The following is a 15,876-nucleotide window of genomic DNA, read 5'->3' as shown; positions in this document are numbered from 1 at the left end:
GCGCGGACACCCGTCCACGGCCTCACAGCGTACGCCGTCCGGTGCGGTGTGTAAGCATGAACGGCCGCGCCGGTCGGCCACTGGCAGGGGACGCGACCGGCACGGCGCTGTGGGCGGCGGCCTGCGGGAGGCAGCCCGTGCGGCCGGCCACCGGGGGAGCCTGCCACGCCGTCCGCGTTCCGGCCAGGGCGCACCGGTCACGCGCCACGACTGTTCCCCCGTGCGCCCCGGATGCGCCCCTGTTACCGCGCGTATCGCGGACCGGCGGGAGCCGTGCTCACGCCGGATCGGCGCTGTCGGCCGCGGCGGCGCGGTGCCTGGCGTGGTGGCGGGCGACCCGCGCGCGGTTCCCGCAGGAGGGCTTGCACCACTCCTGGCGGGCGTGCTCCTTGACGAAGTAGCGGACACAGCGCGGCGCGGGGCAGGCGCGCAGCCGGTCCCGGTCGGGGCTCGCGAGGAAGCCGATGGCGTGCCGGGCGAGCGCGGCGGCGACCAGGTCGGCGGCGGCGGGCGCGCCGGCGACCGTACGGGTCGCGGTGGCGGCGCCGTCCTGCGGCCAGTCCAGCCGCGGGGTGACCGGGACCAGGGCCGCCGCCGCGTTGAGCCGGTCCAGGGCCTGCCGGGCGGGCGGCAGCCGGTCGGCGTCGGCGGAGCTGGGCAGTCCCGGCAGGACGGCGCGGGCGAAGAGCGCGCGGACCGCGGTGCGCACCTCGACGGCCGCGGCGAGCGCGGCGTCGTCGGCGGTGAAGGTCGCGGCGGCGTACGGCCCGGCGGCCAGGTCGGCGCGCAGCGCGTCGGCGCGCGCGCGGACCCAGCGGGTCAGCCCCGCCGGGTCCGCCAGGTCGTCGGCGACCCCGCCGTGGCCGTCGTGCCGGACCGTCACGGCGAGATCCAGCGCGAGATGATCAGCGTGCATGAGCTAATGCTATCATCGCCGCACACCATTAATTCTGAGGGGGGTGCCTGTGTCCGATCTCCGCGAACTGCTGCGCGGACTCGACGTGTTCTCGGGCGAACTGCCGGACTTCGACATCCACGCGCTGCCGGCCGACCCGCGGGAACTGTTCATCGACTGGCTGCTCGCCGCGGTCCGGGCCGGGGTGCGCGAACCGCACGCCATGACCCTGTCCACGGTCGGCGCCGACGGCAACCCGTCCGCCCGGGTGCTCATCGTCAAGGACGTCTCCCCCGACGGCTGGCACTTCGCCGCCGACGCCGGCAGCCGCAAGGGCCGTGAGCTGACCGCGTGCCCCGCCGCGGCGCTCACCTTCTACTGGTCCGCGCTGGCCCGGCAGGTCCGGGTACGCGGCCAGGTCACGGCCGGCGAACCCGACACCGGTGCCGCGGACTTCCTGGCCCGCTCCCCCGGCGCCCGCGCCGAGGCGCTGCTGGGCCGGCAGAGCACCCCGCTGCCCGACCTGGCCACCCGGGACGCGGCCGTACGCGAGGCCGCCGGGCGTATCGGCGAGGACCCCGGCCTGGTCGCGCCCGGCTGGACGCTCTACACCCTGCGCCCGGACAGCGTGGAATTCTGGCAGGGCGACCGGGAGCGCCGGCACACCCGGGTCGACTACACCCGCACCGACGAGGGATGGAAGCGGGGACTGCTGTGGCCGTGATCGGACAGGCGGAGCAGAAGGACGTCGACCTGCGGGCCGCGCTGACGGACGGTCACGCGAAGCTGCGCGGACTGCTCGCCGGGCTCACCGAGGACGCGGTCCGGGCGCCGAGCGCGCTGCCGGGCTGGACCCGCGGCCATGTGCTCACCCATGTCGAGGGCGTCGCCCTCGCCCTGGCCCGGCAGGCGCGCTACGCGCTGCGCGGCCGGCTGATCGAGGTCTACGACGGCGGCAGGCCCGCGCGTGACGCGGCGATCGAGGCCGGACACGGGCGCGGCGCGGCGCAGTTGGCGACGGCGGTCGGGGACGCTCTGGACGAGGCCGAGGCGTCCTGGGCCGGCGTCGGGCCCGACGACTGGCAGCGCCCGGTGACCTATCGCGACGGCACGGTGCGCACCGCGGGGCTGGCCTGGTGGCGTGAGCTGGAGATCCACACCGCGGACGCGCTGCTGGGCGCGGGTCCCGAGGACTGGCCGCCGCAACTGTGTACCCACCTGGTGGGCTTCCTGTCCGTACGGGTGCCGGAGGGGATCGCGCTGACGCTGACCGCGGTGGACGCGGACCTCTCCTGGCGGCTCGGCGACGGCGATCCGGTGGCCGTCGAGGGCAGGCTCACCGATCTGGCGGCATGGCTGGCCGGCCGGCTGCCGCGGCAGCCGCTGACCGGCGATCCGCTGCCGCGCCTGGGCAGTTGGCCGTAGAACCGGCCCGCCCGCCGGCGGAGTGCGGACTGCCGGGCGTACGGCCATGCCGCGTCGTACGCCCGGGGCCGACCGTCAGGTGAGGTCGAACTCGCCGTCCCGCGCGCCGAGAACGAAGGCACGCCATTCGGCGGGGGTGAAGATCAGCGCCGGGCCGTCGGGGTGGCGCCCGTCCCGCATCGCGATATAGCCCTCGACGAAGGCGATCTGCACATCCCCGCTGCCCTGGCTGCTGGACAGCCACTCCGCATCCGTCAGATCGAGTTGCGGCTTCTTCCCGCTGGCCAACGGCTGTCCTGTGGTGCTTTCCGCCACGTCCGCTCTCCTCCCGCGTTGTCCTTCCTGTCCAGCCTATCGGCCGCGGCGCACGCCGACACAAGATGACGGAAGCCGCCCGCCACGGGCCCGGACATGATCACCCTGGGCCGGTCCGGGTGTCCGCTCGCGAGCGGGCCTGCACCCTTGTGAACACCCGGCGGACGGCCTGATCCTGCGGGTAGGGTCCGTTCATGACCGCACATGATCACGCACAGGGAGCCGGGCCTGTCGCGGGTCCGTACGCCGGATCCGCCGCGGACGCCAGACCCGCCCGCGAGTCCCCGCTCGCCCCCGGCCTCGATCCGTCGCGCACCGCGCTGGTGATGATCGACCTCATGGACCGCATCGTGGCCTTACCCCTCGCGCCGCTGCCCGGGCCCGCGGTGCTCGCCGCCGCCCTGGAGCTGGCCGCCGTCTTCCGCAAGGCGGGCGCCCCCGTGGTGGCCGTGCGCGCGCAGCGCCCCGGGCCCGCCGAGCAGCCGGCCGGCAGCGGCCTGGCCGAGGGAGTGGCGCAGGACGGCGACCTGGTCGTCGTCAAGCGGAGCATCGGCGCCTTCCACGGCACGGACCTGCACGAGCGGCTGGGCGCGCTCGGCGTCGACACCCTCGTGATGGCCGGCGTCGCCACCAACCTGGGCGTGGAGTCGACCGCCCGGGCCGCCGCCGACCTCGGCTACCGGCTGGTCTTCGCCGAGGACGCCATGTCGGGCCTGACCGCGGCGGAGCACCGGGCCGCGGTCTCCTTGGACTTCCCGCGGTTCGGGACCGTGGTGACCGCGGCGGAGGTCGAGTTCGCCGCCGTGTGAGGCCCGGGAGGTGGGCAGACCGGTTCCGGTCTGCCCACCTCCCGGGCCTCAGCGGGCCGCTGGCCGCAGCGGGAAGACCGCCCGCAGCCTCGCGCCCGGCGGCCCCGGCACGACCTGGAGCGTCGCCCGGTGCGCGAGCGCGATGTCGCGGGCGATGGACAGGCCGAGGCCCGAGCCGCCGGTGTCACGGGTCCGCGCGTGGTCGAGCCGGGCGAAGCGCTCGAAGACGGCGGCCCGGTGCTCGGCCGGTATGCCCGGCCCGTCGTCGGTGACCTCAAGGCGGGCCTCCCCCGACCCCGGGTCGTGGGTGAGCGCCACGGTCACCGCGCCGGCCGCGTGCCGCACGGCGTTGTCGACCAGGTTGGCGACCAGCCGGCGCAGGTGGTCGGGCGAGCCCTCGACCAGCAGGTCGGGGGTGAGCCGCAGGGTCACCCCGACGTCCGTGCGCGGGCGGGGCCGGGCGGCCTCCTCCGCGACGATCTGGGCCAGGTCGGTCTCCCGGGTGCGGATCGGCTCGCGGGCGTCGAGCCTGGCCAGCAGAAGCAGGTCGGCGGTGAGCCGCTGCAGCCGCTCGACGTCGTCCAGGGCGCCGGCCGCGAGCCGCCGCTCGGCCGGCCGGGCGAGTTCGAGCCGTGTCCGCAGCACGGCCATCGGGCTGCGCAGCTCGTGCGCGGCGTCGGCGACGAACTGCCGGTGCGCGCCGACCGCGGTCTGCAGCCGGTCGAGCGTGGCGTTGACGGTACGCGCCAGGGCGCCGATCTCGTCGCGGGACGCCGGCTCCGGCACCCGTTCGTGCAGGTCGCGGGCGGTGATGTCGGCGACCTTCGCGCGGATCGCGGACACCGGCCGCAGCGCCCGGCCGACGGCGAGCCAGGTGAGCCACGCGACCAGTGCGAGCAGCGCCGGGATGCCCGGGACGAGCAGGGCGGTCAGGGTGCGCATGGCGGCGCGGGCCGGCGCCAGCGACGCCCGGCCCTCCACGGTGACCGCGCCCGACGTGGTGTCGACGCGCCGTGTGATCACCAGCGAACCGCCCGCGTCCTCGGGCAGCGGCGGGACCACCTGGTCCTGCGGCCCCGGCGTGCGGCCGATCACGCCGGGGCCGGGCAGCCCTGGACCGGCCAGCTGGACGACGGCGGCATTGCGCCGGGCGTCCTGCACGGCCAGATCCCTGGCGGTGTCCGTCAGGCTGGCGCGCAGCGCGGCGAAGAGCGCGAGGGCGGCCAGCACGAGGGCGGCGGCCACCACGGCGGTCGCCGCGAGCGTGGTGCGCAGCCGTACCCCCATCTCAGGCCTCCAGCCGGTAGCCGGCGCCGCGCACCGTGCTCAGCGTCGTACGGCCGAAGGGCCGGTCGATCTTGCGGCGCAGGGCGCTGATGTAGACCTCGACGACGTTGGAGTCGCCGTCGTAGGCGAAGTCCCAGGCCCTGGCCAGCAGTTCGGACTTGGGCACCACCTCGCCCGCGCGCCGGGCCAGGCAGTGCAGGATCGCGAACTCCTTGGGCGTCAGCGGGATCAGCACATCGCCCCTGCTGCAGCGCAGCCCCGCCGGGTCCACCCGCAGGTCGCCGACCGACAGCACCGCGGGCCGCTCCCGCACCCCGCGTCTGACCAGGGCCCGCAGCCTGGCCAGCAGCACCACGTAGGAGAACGGCTTGGTCAGGTAGTCGTCCGCGCCGGTGTCCAGCGCCTCGGCCTCGTCGTACTCGCCGTCCATCGCGGTGAGCATCAGGATCGGCGTCCAGACGCCGGCCTCGCGCAGCCGGGCGCAGACCGTGCAGCCGTCCAGGCCCGGCAGCATCACGTCGAGCACCATCACGTCGTACGGCTGCTCGGTGGCCATCCACAGCCCCTCGCGGCCGTCGTGGGCGAGGTCGACCGCGAAGCCCTCCCTGGTCAGGCCGTCGCTCAGGAGTTCCGCGAGCCTGCGTTCGTCTTCCACCACGAGTATGCGCACGCCGTCAGGGTGCAGTGCCGTACCTAAGGCGAACATGAAGATCATCCGACGGTCCTTCAGGTCCGCTTCAGCCCGCCGCGGCGAGGCTGCTCGGCGCCGGGTCAACCGATCCCGGCGACCTCTCCACGGGAGTGACCAGACCATGAAGAAGAACAGGATCCTCGCGGGGATCGCGCTCACCGCGGGCCTCGGCCTGACCGGTGTGGCGACCGCGCCGGTCAGCAGCGCCACGGGGGCGGACCCGGTGTCCGGCCGCTCGGCCCAGGCGCGCCCCGCCAAGGCGGCGCCCGACCACAAGGACGGCCGGGTGCACATCGCCTGCATCGTGCGGATCGGCAAGCCGGGCGACAGGCCCGGACTCCCGCCGCTGCCCGGGAAGCCGCCGAAGGGCGGCCCGGGCAAGGCCGGCAGGACCACGGTGAAGATCGTGAACGGCAAGGTCTACATCAACGGCAAGCCCGCCCCCAAGGGCAGCGTGCAGACCGGCGACAAGTGCCCGGCGCTGCCTCCGCTGCCGCCCAAGGGCGGCAAGAGCGGCAAGAGCGCTGCGGGCGGGGTGATCGTCCGGAACGACGTGAGCGGCCCGGTCACCGAAGGCGCCGGCGAGCCGGGCCCGTCGGCCTCCGCCGTGCTCGGCTGACGCAGGGCGCGGCCTTGAGGAGCGGCCCGCGTACGCCACGGGGGCGCGGGCCGCTCCGACCTCGCTGGCCTCTGTACCTACTAGTATGTACAGTGACCCCATGGAGACGTCGGAACGGTTGATCGAGAGCGCCAGGGAACTGCTCTGGGAGCGCGGCTACGTCGGCACCAGCCCCAAGGCCATCCAGGAGCGGGCGGGCGCCGGCCAGGGCAGCATGTACCACCACTTCCGCGGCAAGCCGGACCTCGCGGTGGCCGCGATGCGCCGCAGCGCCGCCGAGCTGCGGGCCCAGGCCGAGGGCCAGTTGGCCACCGGCCGCACGGCGCTGGAGAAGGCCACCGCCTATCTGCTGCGGGAGCGCGACGCGCTGCGCGGCTGCCGGGTCGGGCGGATGGCGATGGACCCCGACGTCATCGCCAGCGCGCAGCTGCGGGAGCCGGTGCGCGAGACCTTCGACTGGCTGACCGGCCACCTCGCGGCGGTCATCGCCGACGGTGTCGAGACCGGTGAACTGCGCCCGGGCACCGACCCGGACGACACCGCCGCCATGATCGTCGCCGTCGTCCAGGGCGGTTACGTACTGGCCCGCGCCGCCGACTCGCAGGAGCCGTTCGACCGGGCGGTGCGCGGCGCGGTCGCCCTGCTCGCCGCGCAGGCCGTGACCGCACCCCCGGTGCCGGACGCCTGACGCGTCACGCACGACACCTGGCGCCGGCCGTCCTCGACGCCGCCGGCCTCCCGGCCGCACACCCGTCACCTTCCCGTGGGGAGCACACACCCGTGCACGCGATGAACTACCGCATCACCCTGCCCGCCGACTACGACATGAAGATCATCCGCCACCGGGTGGCCACCAGGGGCCATCTGCTGGACGACTTCCCGGGACTCGGCCAGAAGGCGTATCTGATCAGGGAAAGGGGCGTGGACGGCTCGCCGGTCAACCAGTACGCGCCGTTCTATCTGTGGAACACCGCGGAGGGCATGAACAGCTTCCTGTGGGGACCCGGCTTCCAGGGCGTCGTGGACGACTTCGGGCGCCCGGCCGTGGAGCACTGGACCGGGCTCGGCTTCGTGCGCGGCCCGGCTTTCGCCGCCGCGCCGCGGGCGGCGGCCCGCCGCTCCCGGCAGGTCTCCCCGGGCGAGAACCCGGCCGCGGTGATCGACCGCGCCCTGGCGGAGCTGGCGGCGGCCGGCGAACGGCCGGGAGTGCACTGCGCTGCGCTGCTGATCGACCCGAGGCACTGGGAGTTGCTGCACTTCACCCTGTGGGAGGACACGGCGCCCGAGGCGCCGGGCGAGGAGCGGCACGAGGTGCTGCACCTGTCCAAGCCGGGGCTCGGCGAGATCAGGACGGGACGGCAGTGGTGATGCGCAAGGCGGTGATCGACCGCGAGGCGGGCTACCGGCTGATGGGCGAACTCGCCGGCCCCGAGACCGTCGAGGGCACCCTCGCCGGTCTGGACGCCCTGGCGCCCGGCTTCCCCGACTGGATCGTCACCAGCCTCTTCGGGGGCACGTACCAGCGGGAGGGGCTGGAGCTGCGGGACCGGCAGATCGCCACGCTGGCCGCGCTCACCGCGCTCGGCGGGGTGGAGCCGCAGCTGGACGACCATGTGCGCAACAGCCTGCGGATCGGCGTCGAGGCACGCGAGATCATCGAGGTGATGGTGCATCTGGCGCCCTACGTCGGGGTGCCCAGGGCGCTGGCCGGGCTGCGGGTCGCGGCCGCGGTGCTCCGCGGGAAGGAGGAGCCGGCGTGAACGCGGTCCGTACGGTCCTGGGCGACATCGAACCCGCCGGGCTCGGCGTGTGCGACGCCCATGACCACCTCTTCCTGCGCAGCCCCGCGCTCCCGGGCCCGTCGCTGGACGACCCGGCGGCGGCGCTGGCCCGGCTCACCGGCTTCCGCGCGCTGGGCGGCGAGGCGCTGGCGCAGTGGACACCGTTCGGTCTGGGGCGGATGACCGGGCAGGCCGTCGCCGCCTCACGTGCCACGGGGGTGCACGTGATCGCCGCGACCGGACTCCACCAGGAGGTGCACTACGACCCCGGGGTGCTGCGGCGGCTGCGCCGCGGCGACGGCCTGGCGGCCTTCTTCGTCGCCGAGCTGACCGCGGGGATGATCGCCGGTGACGATCCGGACGGTGCGCGGAGCACGGTCAGAGCCGGGATGATCAAGGTCGCCGGGATGTTCCACGCCCTGGACGACCACACCCGGTGGGTCATGGCGGCGGCGGCGCAGGCGCACCACGCCACCGGGGCGCCGATCGGCGTCCACCACGAGATGGGCACGGCGGCCGTGGACGCACTGGGGCTGCTGCACGGGGAGCTGGGAGTGCCCGCGCGCAGCCTGCTGCTCGGCCACCTCAACCGCTTCCCCGACCCCGGGGTGCACCGCGAACTGGCCGCCGCCGGGGCCTACCTCGCCTTCGACGGGCCGAGCCGGGCCCATCACGCCACCGACCCGTGGCTGGTCGACAGCCTGGTGGCGCTCGCCGCCGCCGGCCGCACCGAGCAGCTCCTGCTGGGCGCCGACACGACGTCCCCGGGCGCGGGTCCCGGCGCCGCGTATCTGCTGGGCACGCTGCGCCCCCGGCTGGTCCGCGAGCTGGGCCGGGAAGCGGCCGACACCGTCTTCCGCGCCAACCCGGCCCGGGCCTTCGCCGCGCCCTGGCCTGCGTAGGGCCTGCCGGCCGGGCGCGGCGCGGCGCGGCTCAGCCCAGGCCGATGCGGTCGCCCGGCTTCAGCAGGTGGAGCCTGGCCGAAAGGCCTGCCGCGTCGAAGGCCCGCACCAGGGTGTCGCCGTCCTGGGTGAAGTGGGCCCAGTGCTCGAAGTGCACCGGGACGACCTCGGGGGTGCCCAGGATCTCCGTCGCCTGCGCGGCCCAGTCGCTGGGCAGCGTGAGGTTGACGCCGGGCATCGCCGGGGCCTGGGCACCCCCGGCGAAGAGCACCGCGATGTCGAAGGCGCCGAACCGTCCGGCGATCGCCCTGACCGCGTCCAGCGAGACGTTGTCACCGCTCACGTAGACCGTCGGCAGGGCGTCGCCCGACAGGACGAACCCGGTGACCTCCCCGACCAGGGCCTCGGTGCCCTCGGGGCCGTGCTTGGCGGGCACTCCGGTGACCCGCAGCGTCCCGCCGTCCGGCCGCGGCAGTTCGACGTGCTCCCAGTTCGCCAGGCTCCGGGTGGCGCCGCCGAGCCGCTCGCGCGCCGAGGCGGTGGACAGCACGAGCGGGACGTCCGCGAGGTGGGCGCGGCCCGCGTCGTCCAGGTTGTCCGGGTGCTGGTCGTGGGAGAGCAGCACGGCGGCGACCGGCCCGATGTCGGCCGGGCCGATCGCCGGCCCCACCGTCTTGACCAGCGTGCCGCCCGGGGTCGGGTAGTCGCCGGGGGCGTCGAAGGTCGGGTCGGTGAGGAGCCGCACCCCGCCGATCTCCAGGACCGCGGTGGGACCGCCCAGGTAGTGCACGGTCAGGCGCCGGGATGCGGGCAGCTCAGAGGTCATGTGTGTCTCTCCGTGTCATGGCGCGGCGGGCCGGGAGGTCCGCCGCGACGGCCGATACGGGCACTCTGCCGCCATCCGGGCCTGATCCGTGAGAGCGGCCGGCGCCAGTGACCGGCGGGTTCCCGCCACGCGCGCCGCTGCCCCCCGGTCCCGGGCCGCGGGGGATCCCCCGGTCCCGGCGCTACGCCCGCAGGAAGGCGCGGACCGCGGAGATGAAGGCCGCCGGGCGCGTGTCGTGGATCATGTGGCCCGCCTCGATCGTGATGAGCCGCGCGCCGGGGATGCGGGCGGCGACCTGCGCGAGCTGGTCCTGGCGCAGATGGCTGTCCTGGCCGCCCGCGATGACGAGGGTCGGCGCGGTGATCTCCGCGAGGCCGTCCCAGTGCCGTGCGGCGGGCGCGTTGCGCTGCCGGGCCACCGCGGCGAGGACCCGCCAGTCGTACGGGACCGGTTCGGGGCCGGGTTTCTCGGGGACGGTGCGCGGCGGGTCGGCGGGGAAGGGCAGCGGCCCCTCCTCCAGGACGAGCCGGTGCACGGCGGCCGGCCGGTCCATCGCGACCAGCGACGCGACGACCGTACCGAGCGAGTGGGCGACGAGGGTGACCTGCCCGATGCCGAGTGCGTCGAGCAGCGCCAGGACGTCGTCCCGCATCGCCTCGAAGGCGTAGTCGCCCGGGTGGCCGCTGTCGCCGTGGCCGCGCAGGTCGGGGGCGAGGGTGCGCCATCCGTCGGCGGCCAGCGCCGCGGCGACCGCCGACCAGGAGCCGCGGTCCTCGCCGAGCGCGTGCAGGAGCAGCACCGGCGGGCCGTCGGCGGGGCCCGCCGTCCCGCAGGCCAGCCGTACCCCGTTGACCTGGTGATTCCGCACATCGCTCATGGCTGCGACGGTAGTGCGCGACCGGCGCCGCGGGCCAGGCTGTTCGCGGTCGGCCGATCCGTCACAGCTGCTGCGGGGCGTTCTGCTGCTGGGCCGCGACGCGGTCGTAGAGGATCTGCGCCTCCGCGCCGCGGCCGAGCTGTTCCAGGCACTGGGCCTCGTCGTTGCGGCTGGTGAGGGTGTCGGGGTGGGCGGGACCGAGGACCTGTTCGCGGGCGTCGGCGACCTCGTGGTAGACGGCGAGCGCCCCGGCCCAGCGGCCGAGCCAGCCCAGGCCGACGGCGATCTCCCGCTTGCTGACCAGGGTGTCGGGGTGGACGTGGCCGAGGACGCGCTCGCGGACCGCGGCCACGTCGCGGGCCTCGGCGAGTGCCCGCTCCCAGTGGCCGAGCCGCCCGAGGTTGACGCCGAGCGCGTGCCGGGCGCGCAGCGTCTCCGCGTCGGAGGAGCCCGCCGTCCTGGTCCTGGCCTCGACCAGCGCCTCGTAGAGCGTCAGCGCCTCCGTGCTGCGGCCGAGCCTGCCCAGGCAGATGCCGCACTCGTAGTGCACGGCGAGCGTGTCGGGGTGGTCGGCGCCGAGCACCCGGGTCCTGATCGCGGCCACGTCCCGGTAGACGTCGAGCGCCTCGGCCCAGCGGCGGGAGGTGCCGAGCAGGTGGCCGACCTCGAAGCGGGTCACGAGGGTCTGCGGATTTTCCGCGCCGAGCACCCGGGTACGTGCGGCGGCGACCTCCTCGGCCATGGTGTGCGCCTCGGCGGTACGGCCGAGCCGCCCGAGGTTGAAGGCGAGGTTGTGCTTGCACTGGAGGGTGTCGGGGTCGTCGGGGCCTGCGGTCCGGATCCGGGCGGCCAGCACTTCCGCGTATTCCTGGTGCGCCTCCAGGTGGCGGCCGAGCACGCCGAGCGCGTAGGCGGCCTCGTGCCGGGCGGCCAGCGTGTCGGGGTGGTCGGGGCCGAGCACCCGGGCGCGGGTCTCGCCGACGTAGGCGTAGAGCTGCAATGCCTCGTCCGTACGGCCGAGGCCGGTGAGGCAGTAGGCGGCCTCGTAGCGGCTGGCGAGGGTGTCGGGGTGCTCGGTTCCCTGGGCGTGGTCGCGGGCGGCGGCGACCGCGGTGTGCAGGTCGTAGGCCTGGCGCCAGTTCCCGACCCGGGCCAGGTCGATGCCTTCCGCGTGCCGGTCGGCCAGTTCGGTGAGCACGCCGGGCCGCGGCGCGGCCTGCAGGCCGCGGGTGGACCAGGCGCCGGTCAGCTCGTGGCGGGGCGCGCTCACCGTGTGCCGGGGCCGGGTGGAGGCGGCGGCCGTCCCGGTGGTCAGCCGGCGCGCCCAGCCGGGCAGCTCGGCGGGCGGCGCGGTCCGGCCGGCGGTCCTGCCGTGCGCGCCCCGGGGGTCCGTGCCCGGGACGAGGTGCACACTGCCCGTACCGGCCCGCAGCGCCTTGAGCCGGCCGCCGACGTCGGCGGCGTCCTGCGGGCGGTCGTCGGGGGCCTTGGCGAGCAGGTCGAGGATGAGGTGTTCGAGTTCCACCGGCAGCTCGGGCCGCCGGTCGCGCGGCGGCTCGGGCACATTGTCGCGGTGGCCGACCAGGATCGCCCAGGTGTCGCCGAGGTCGAACGGCGGTGCGCCGGTGGCGAGTTCGTAGAGCACGCAGCCCAGCGAGTACAGGTCGCTGCGGTGGTCGACCTCGCCCGACGCGCCGATCTGCTCGGGCGACATGTAGTGCGGGGTGCCCATGGCCACGCCGGTGCCGGTCAGCCGGGAGGTGAAGCCGATGTCGTGGCCGAGCCGGGCGATGCCGAAGTCGCAGATCTTCACCGCGCCGTCGCTGAGCCGGACGATGTTGGCCGGTTTCAGGTCCCGGTGGACGATGCCCTGCGTATGGGTGTAGGCGAGGGCGTCGGCGACCTGTTCCGCGATGTCGATGATGTCGGGGACGGGCAGCGGGTGCCGGCGGGCGTCGTCGAGCACCTGGAGCAGATTGCGGCCGTCGAGCAGTTCCATCACCAGGTAGAGCACCCCGTCGTGCTCACCGAAGTCGTGCACGACGGTGATCCCGCGGTGCTGCAGCGCCGCGGCGACCCTGGCCTCGCGGCGGAAGCGCTCCTGGAGGATGCGGGTGAAACCGGCGTCCCTGGCCTGGCCGACGGGCTTGAGGCACTTCACCGCGACCCTGCGGCCCAGCGACTCGTCGAGCGCGCGCCAGACCTCGCCCATGCCGCCGCGGCCGATCAGCTCGTGCAGCCGGTAGCGCCCCTGGATGAGGGTGCTGTGCTGCTCCGCCGCCTCACCGCCGCCTTGTTCTTGGTGGTTCCCGTGATGTCCCGCCGCCATCGCGTGCCGCCCCCGTGGTCATTGGTGCTTCCCCGTACCCAGTATGGCCGCGCGGGGCGGCGGGCGGCACCTCGCATCAGGGCATAACACCTCAGGGTGCACCGGCGGCCCGCCCGCGCGGCCGGTGCGGTGCCCGGAGCCGCTCGTGCGCCCGGCGCGGCGGCGGGGGCGGCCGAGCTTCCGCAGGAATTCGAAATCCTGCGCGGCTGTGCGGACCGCCCGCCGGTGCCGCGCCCGGTGGGGCGGCGCCCGGAGGCCGGCCGCGCGCACCGCGGGGCCGGCGTGCAAGTGCCAGGTCACCGCGCGGGGCCGGACGGCCCGGCCCGTGCCGCGCCCGGCGACCGGCTCCGCCGGTGCGCGGGCCGGATAGGTACTCGGGACCCCGCATCGGGATGCGGACGGCACTCGCCCGTGGTGCCCGCAGGGCGGCGGAAACGTAGGCTGGAGATCTCCATGGGGCGTGCGGACGGAGTAGCCGATGAAGATGCTGATCAACGTCGCCGAGAACGTGGTCGCCGATGCGCTGCGCGGTTTCGCCGCCGCTCATCCCGAGCTGACCGTCGATGTCGAGCACCGGCTGATAGTGCGGCGCGGCTCGCCGTACGAGGGGAAGGTGGGGCTGGTCTCCGGCGGCGGGTCGGGGCACGAGCCGCTGCACGGCGGATTCGTCGGCAAGGGCATGCTGGACGCGGCCTGTCCCGGCGAGGTGTTCACCTCTCCGGTGCCCGACCAGATGGTACGGGCGGCGGCGGCCGTCGACAGCGGCGCCGGGGTGCTCTTCATCGTGAAGAACTACACCGGTGACGTGCTGAACTTCCAGATGGCCGCCGAACTGGCCGAGGACGAGGGCGTGCAGGTCGTCAGCGTCCTGGTGGACGACGACGTGGCCGTGACCGACAGCCTCTACACCGCGGGGCGGCGCGGCACGGGCGCCACGCTCTTCGTCGAGAAGATCGCCGGCGCCGCAGCGGAGGAGGGCGCGCCGCTCGACCGGGTGGCGGCGCTGGCCCGCCGGGTCAATGCCGCGTCCCGCAGCTTCGGTGTGGCCCTCAGCGCGTGCAGCACCCCGTCCAAGGGCGGCCCGACCTTCGACCTGCCGGACGGTGAGCTGGAACTGGGTGTCGGCATCCACGGCGAACCGGGGCGGGAGCGGCGGGCCATGATGACGTCGGGCGAGATAGCCGATGTCACCGTCGAGGCGGTGGTGTCCGACCTCAACCCGGACGGGCCGGTGCTCGTCCTGGTCAACGGCATGGGCGCGACCCCGCTGCTCGAACTCTACGGTTTCAACGCCGAGGTGCAGCGCGCGCTGGCCGAACGCCGAATACCGGTGGCCCGCACCCTGGTCGGCAACTATGTGACGTCGCTGGACATGGCGGGCGCCTCGGTGACGATCTGCCAGGTCGACGAGGAGCTGCTGCGGCTGTGGGACGCCCCGGTCGCCACCCCGGGCCTGCGCTGGGGCTGCTGACTTCGCGCCACCACGGGCGCGCCCGCCGGCTCCGCGACCGGGCCGGCAGCGTGGCCGCACGTATCCCGTACCACCGGCGAAAGGACCTCGCGACCGCGATGAACGCAACCCCCGACCCCGAGACTCCGGTCGACGCGGCCTTCCTGCGCCGCTGGCTGGAAGCGGCCACGAACGCCGTGGACCGCGAGTCCGCCCGGCTGACGGAGCTGGACTCCCCGATCGGCGACGCCGACCACGGGTCGAACATACGGCGCGGCTTCCTGGCCGCACGGACCGCCGTCGGGCAGGAGCCCCCGGAAACCCCCGGCGGTGTGCTGGTGCTGGTCGGACGGACGCTGATCAGTACGGTCGGCGGCGCCTCGGGGCCGCTGTACGGCACGCTGCTGCGGCGGGCGGGCAAGGACCTCGGCGAGGAGCCGGCGGTGTCAGCGGCCCGGCTGCGGGACGCGCTGCGCGCCGGGGTCGACGGGGTGGCCGCGCTCGGCGGGGCCGTACCGGGCGACAAGACCATGCTGGACTCGCTGCTGCCGGCCCTCGACGCGCTGACCGGCACGCTGGACGCGGGCGGCAGCGCGGCGGAGGCCTTCGCCGCCGCCGCGGCCGCGGCCGACGAGGGTGCGGCGGCGACCATCGCGCTGCGGGCCAGGAAGGGCCGGGCGAGTTATCTGGGCGAGCGCAGCGTCGGCCACCAGGACCCGGGGGCCACGTCCTCGGCGCTGCTGGTCACCGCGCTGGCCGACACCGCGCGGGAGGGCTCATGACCACCCCGCTGGTGGGCGTCGTTCTGGTCTCGCACAGCGCCCAGGTGGCCGCCGCCGTCGCGGACCTCGCGACCGGGCTCACCGGGGGCGGCGGCGACGTCCCCGTGGCCCCGGCGGGCGGCGCCCCGGACGGCGGACTCGGCACCAGCTCGGACCTGATCGCCGCCGCGGCCCGTTCGGTGGACCGCGGCGCGGGCGTGGCGGTCCTGGCCGACCTGGGCAGCGCCGTCCTCACCGTCAAGGCGCTGCTCGCGGACGACGAACTCCCCGCCGGGGCACGGCTGGTGGACGCCCCCTTCCTCGAAGGCGCGGTCGCCGCGGTGGTCACCGCCTCGACCGGGGCCGACCTGGACGCGGTCGCCGCGGCGGCGGCGGACGCGTACACCTACCGCAAGGCCTGACCGGGCGTCACCGGCGGCCCCCTCCCCGGCGGGAGGGGGCCGCCGGTGTGCCGGTCAGCGCCCGTAGACCAGCAGGGTGCGGACCATGCGGCAGGTGGTGTCGGACGGCTCGTGGACACCGATCCGCTCGGCGGTGTCGCGGATCCGCCGGTTGCCGGCCTGGCCGGGCTCGTAGACGCCGGCGTCCAGCAGGGCGATCACCAGGCGCATGGTCTTCAGCCGCCGGTTGTGCGCGACATACCAGGCACGCGGGCGGCCTGCGGGCAGTGGCTTCCTGGGTAGTGGGCTCTTCAGCGGGGACAGTACGGCAACAGCCATCGGCATCCTCCTGCGGCGTCGGCCGACCCTCTCGAACACTGTCCATTTTACCGCCGGGCACTGACAAAGTCCGCTGGCCAGAGCACATCTGACGAATACTTGTACGAGCCGCCGCCCGGGCACCCGCCCTGCCGCGGCGAGGTGTCGGCGGCCCGGGAGGGCGGGGCCG

The 15,876-nt window shown here is 75.2% G+C and carries 19 protein-coding genes; 11 read left to right on the top strand and 8 right to left on the bottom strand.

What is annotated here, in order from left to right; genetic code table 11:
• Positions 1-277: 277 nt before the first annotated feature.
• Positions 278-916 (bottom strand): ABATE domain-containing protein, encoded by a 639-nt coding sequence (locus OHA86_RS33155; protein WP_329181319.1) that lies wholly within the window; start codon positions 914-916, stop codon positions 278-280.
• A gap of 49 nt (positions 917-965) precedes the next feature.
• On the opposite strand from OHA86_RS33155, the gene OHA86_RS33150 reads away from it, so the two are divergent.
• Together OHA86_RS33150 and OHA86_RS33145 are read left to right on the top strand one after the other, a co-directional pair.
• Positions 966-1,619, top strand: a complete 654-nt coding sequence (locus tag OHA86_RS33150; protein WP_329181317.1) for a pyridoxine/pyridoxamine 5'-phosphate oxidase — start codon at positions 966-968, stop codon at positions 1,617-1,619.
• On the top strand, positions 1,610-2,320 hold the full coding sequence (locus tag OHA86_RS33145; RefSeq protein ID WP_329181315.1) for a maleylpyruvate isomerase family mycothiol-dependent enzyme: 711 nt from the start codon (positions 1,610-1,612) through the stop codon (positions 2,318-2,320). The genes OHA86_RS33150 and OHA86_RS33145 overlap by 10 nt, the downstream gene beginning before the upstream one ends.
• Before the next feature lie 75 nt (positions 2,321-2,395).
• On the opposite strand, the gene OHA86_RS33140 is transcribed toward OHA86_RS33145, so the two are convergent.
• The gene (locus OHA86_RS33140; RefSeq protein ID WP_073496095.1) at positions 2,396-2,635 is read right to left on the bottom strand and encodes a DUF397 domain-containing protein; all 240 of its coding nucleotides are present in this window, start codon (positions 2,633-2,635) and stop codon (positions 2,396-2,398) included.
• Between the two features lie 326 nt (positions 2,636-2,961).
• Between OHA86_RS33140 and OHA86_RS33135 the strand changes: the two genes are divergently transcribed.
• Positions 2,962-3,444, top strand: coding sequence for an isochorismatase family protein (locus tag OHA86_RS33135; RefSeq protein WP_329182649.1), 483 nt, complete (start codon positions 2,962-2,964; stop codon positions 3,442-3,444).
• Positions 3,445-3,492: 48 nt separating this feature from the next.
• Here the strand turns inward: OHA86_RS33135 and OHA86_RS33130 are convergent, their stop codons facing one another.
• Together OHA86_RS33130 and OHA86_RS33125 are read right to left on the bottom strand one after the other, a co-directional pair.
• Positions 3,493-4,731, bottom strand: coding sequence for a sensor histidine kinase (locus tag OHA86_RS33130; protein ID WP_329181312.1), 1,239 nt, complete (start codon positions 4,729-4,731; stop codon positions 3,493-3,495).
• 1 nt (position 4,732) lies between these two features.
• Positions 4,733-5,401, bottom strand: a complete 669-nt coding sequence (locus tag OHA86_RS33125; protein WP_329181310.1) for a response regulator transcription factor — start codon at positions 5,399-5,401, stop codon at positions 4,733-4,735.
• 142 nt (positions 5,402-5,543) lie between these two features.
• On the opposite strand from OHA86_RS33125, the gene OHA86_RS33120 reads away from it, so the two are divergent.
• From OHA86_RS33120 to OHA86_RS33100, 5 genes are all read left to right on the top strand, one after another.
• Positions 5,544-6,041, top strand: a complete 498-nt coding sequence (locus tag OHA86_RS33120) for a hypothetical protein (RefSeq protein WP_329181309.1) — start codon at positions 5,544-5,546, stop codon at positions 6,039-6,041.
• 100 nt (positions 6,042-6,141) lie between these two features.
• Positions 6,142-6,729, top strand: a complete 588-nt coding sequence (locus OHA86_RS33115) for a TetR/AcrR family transcriptional regulator (RefSeq protein WP_329181307.1) — start codon at positions 6,142-6,144, stop codon at positions 6,727-6,729.
• 92 nt (positions 6,730-6,821) lie between these two features.
• Positions 6,822-7,409 carry a DUF4865 family protein gene (locus OHA86_RS33110; protein ID WP_329181305.1) on the top strand — a complete coding sequence of 196 codons (588 nt, stop codon included), beginning with the start codon at positions 6,822-6,824 and terminating at the stop codon, positions 7,407-7,409.
• Positions 7,409-7,801, top strand: a complete 393-nt coding sequence (locus OHA86_RS33105; protein ID WP_329182648.1) for a carboxymuconolactone decarboxylase family protein — start codon at positions 7,409-7,411, stop codon at positions 7,799-7,801. Before OHA86_RS33110 ends, OHA86_RS33105 begins: the two co-directional genes overlap by 1 nt.
• A complete protein-coding gene (locus OHA86_RS33100) occupies positions 7,798-8,724 on the top strand; it encodes a phosphotriesterase family protein (protein ID WP_329181303.1) in 927 nt (308 codons plus the stop codon). The genes OHA86_RS33105 and OHA86_RS33100 overlap by 4 nt, the downstream gene beginning before the upstream one ends.
• Positions 8,725-8,755: 31 nt before the next feature.
• Here the strand turns inward: OHA86_RS33100 and OHA86_RS33095 are convergent, their stop codons facing one another.
• The 3 genes from OHA86_RS33095 to OHA86_RS33085 all read right to left on the bottom strand — a co-directional run bounded on the left by OHA86_RS33095 (position 8,756) and on the right by OHA86_RS33085 (position 12,756).
• Entirely contained in the window at positions 8,756-9,550 is a 795-nt protein-coding gene (locus tag OHA86_RS33095) for an MBL fold metallo-hydrolase (RefSeq protein WP_329181301.1), read from the bottom strand.
• A gap of 181 nt (positions 9,551-9,731) precedes the next feature.
• On the bottom strand, positions 9,732-10,427 hold the full coding sequence (locus OHA86_RS33090) for an alpha/beta fold hydrolase (protein WP_329181299.1): 696 nt from the start codon (positions 10,425-10,427) through the stop codon (positions 9,732-9,734).
• Between the two features lie 61 nt (positions 10,428-10,488).
• Positions 10,489-12,756: a serine/threonine-protein kinase gene (locus tag OHA86_RS33085; protein WP_329181297.1), complete on the bottom strand. Its 2,268-nt coding sequence runs from the start codon at positions 12,754-12,756 to the stop codon at positions 10,489-10,491.
• A gap of 478 nt (positions 12,757-13,234) precedes the next feature.
• Between OHA86_RS33085 and dhaK the strand changes: the two genes are divergently transcribed.
• The 3 genes from dhaK to OHA86_RS33070 all read left to right on the top strand — a co-directional run bounded on the left by dhaK (position 13,235) and on the right by OHA86_RS33070 (position 15,389).
• Entirely contained in the window at positions 13,235-14,227 is a 993-nt protein-coding gene (dhaK, locus tag OHA86_RS33080; RefSeq protein ID WP_329181296.1) for a dihydroxyacetone kinase subunit DhaK, read from the top strand.
• Between the two features lie 98 nt (positions 14,228-14,325).
• The gene (gene dhaL / locus OHA86_RS33075) at positions 14,326-14,988 is read left to right on the top strand and encodes a dihydroxyacetone kinase subunit DhaL (protein WP_329181294.1); all 663 of its coding nucleotides are present in this window, start codon (positions 14,326-14,328) and stop codon (positions 14,986-14,988) included.
• Positions 14,985-15,389 carry a PTS-dependent dihydroxyacetone kinase phosphotransferase subunit DhaM gene (locus OHA86_RS33070; protein WP_329181292.1) on the top strand — a complete coding sequence of 135 codons (405 nt, stop codon included), beginning with the start codon at positions 14,985-14,987 and terminating at the stop codon, positions 15,387-15,389. Before dhaL ends, OHA86_RS33070 begins: the two co-directional genes overlap by 4 nt.
• A gap of 54 nt (positions 15,390-15,443) precedes the next feature.
• Here OHA86_RS33070 and OHA86_RS33065 read toward each other — a convergent pair whose 3' ends face one another.
• On the bottom strand, positions 15,444-15,707 hold the full coding sequence (locus OHA86_RS33065; protein ID WP_329181291.1) for a hypothetical protein: 264 nt from the start codon (positions 15,705-15,707) through the stop codon (positions 15,444-15,446).
• Positions 15,708-15,876 lie beyond the last annotated feature (169 nt).

It is taken from the genome of Streptomyces sp. NBC_01477, assembly GCF_036227245.1.
GTDB lineage: Bacteria > Actinomycetota > Actinomycetes > Streptomycetales > Streptomycetaceae > Actinacidiphila.
The sequence above is the reverse complement of the archived record's forward strand: the minus strand, read 5'-3'. Positions and strand labels throughout refer to the sequence as shown.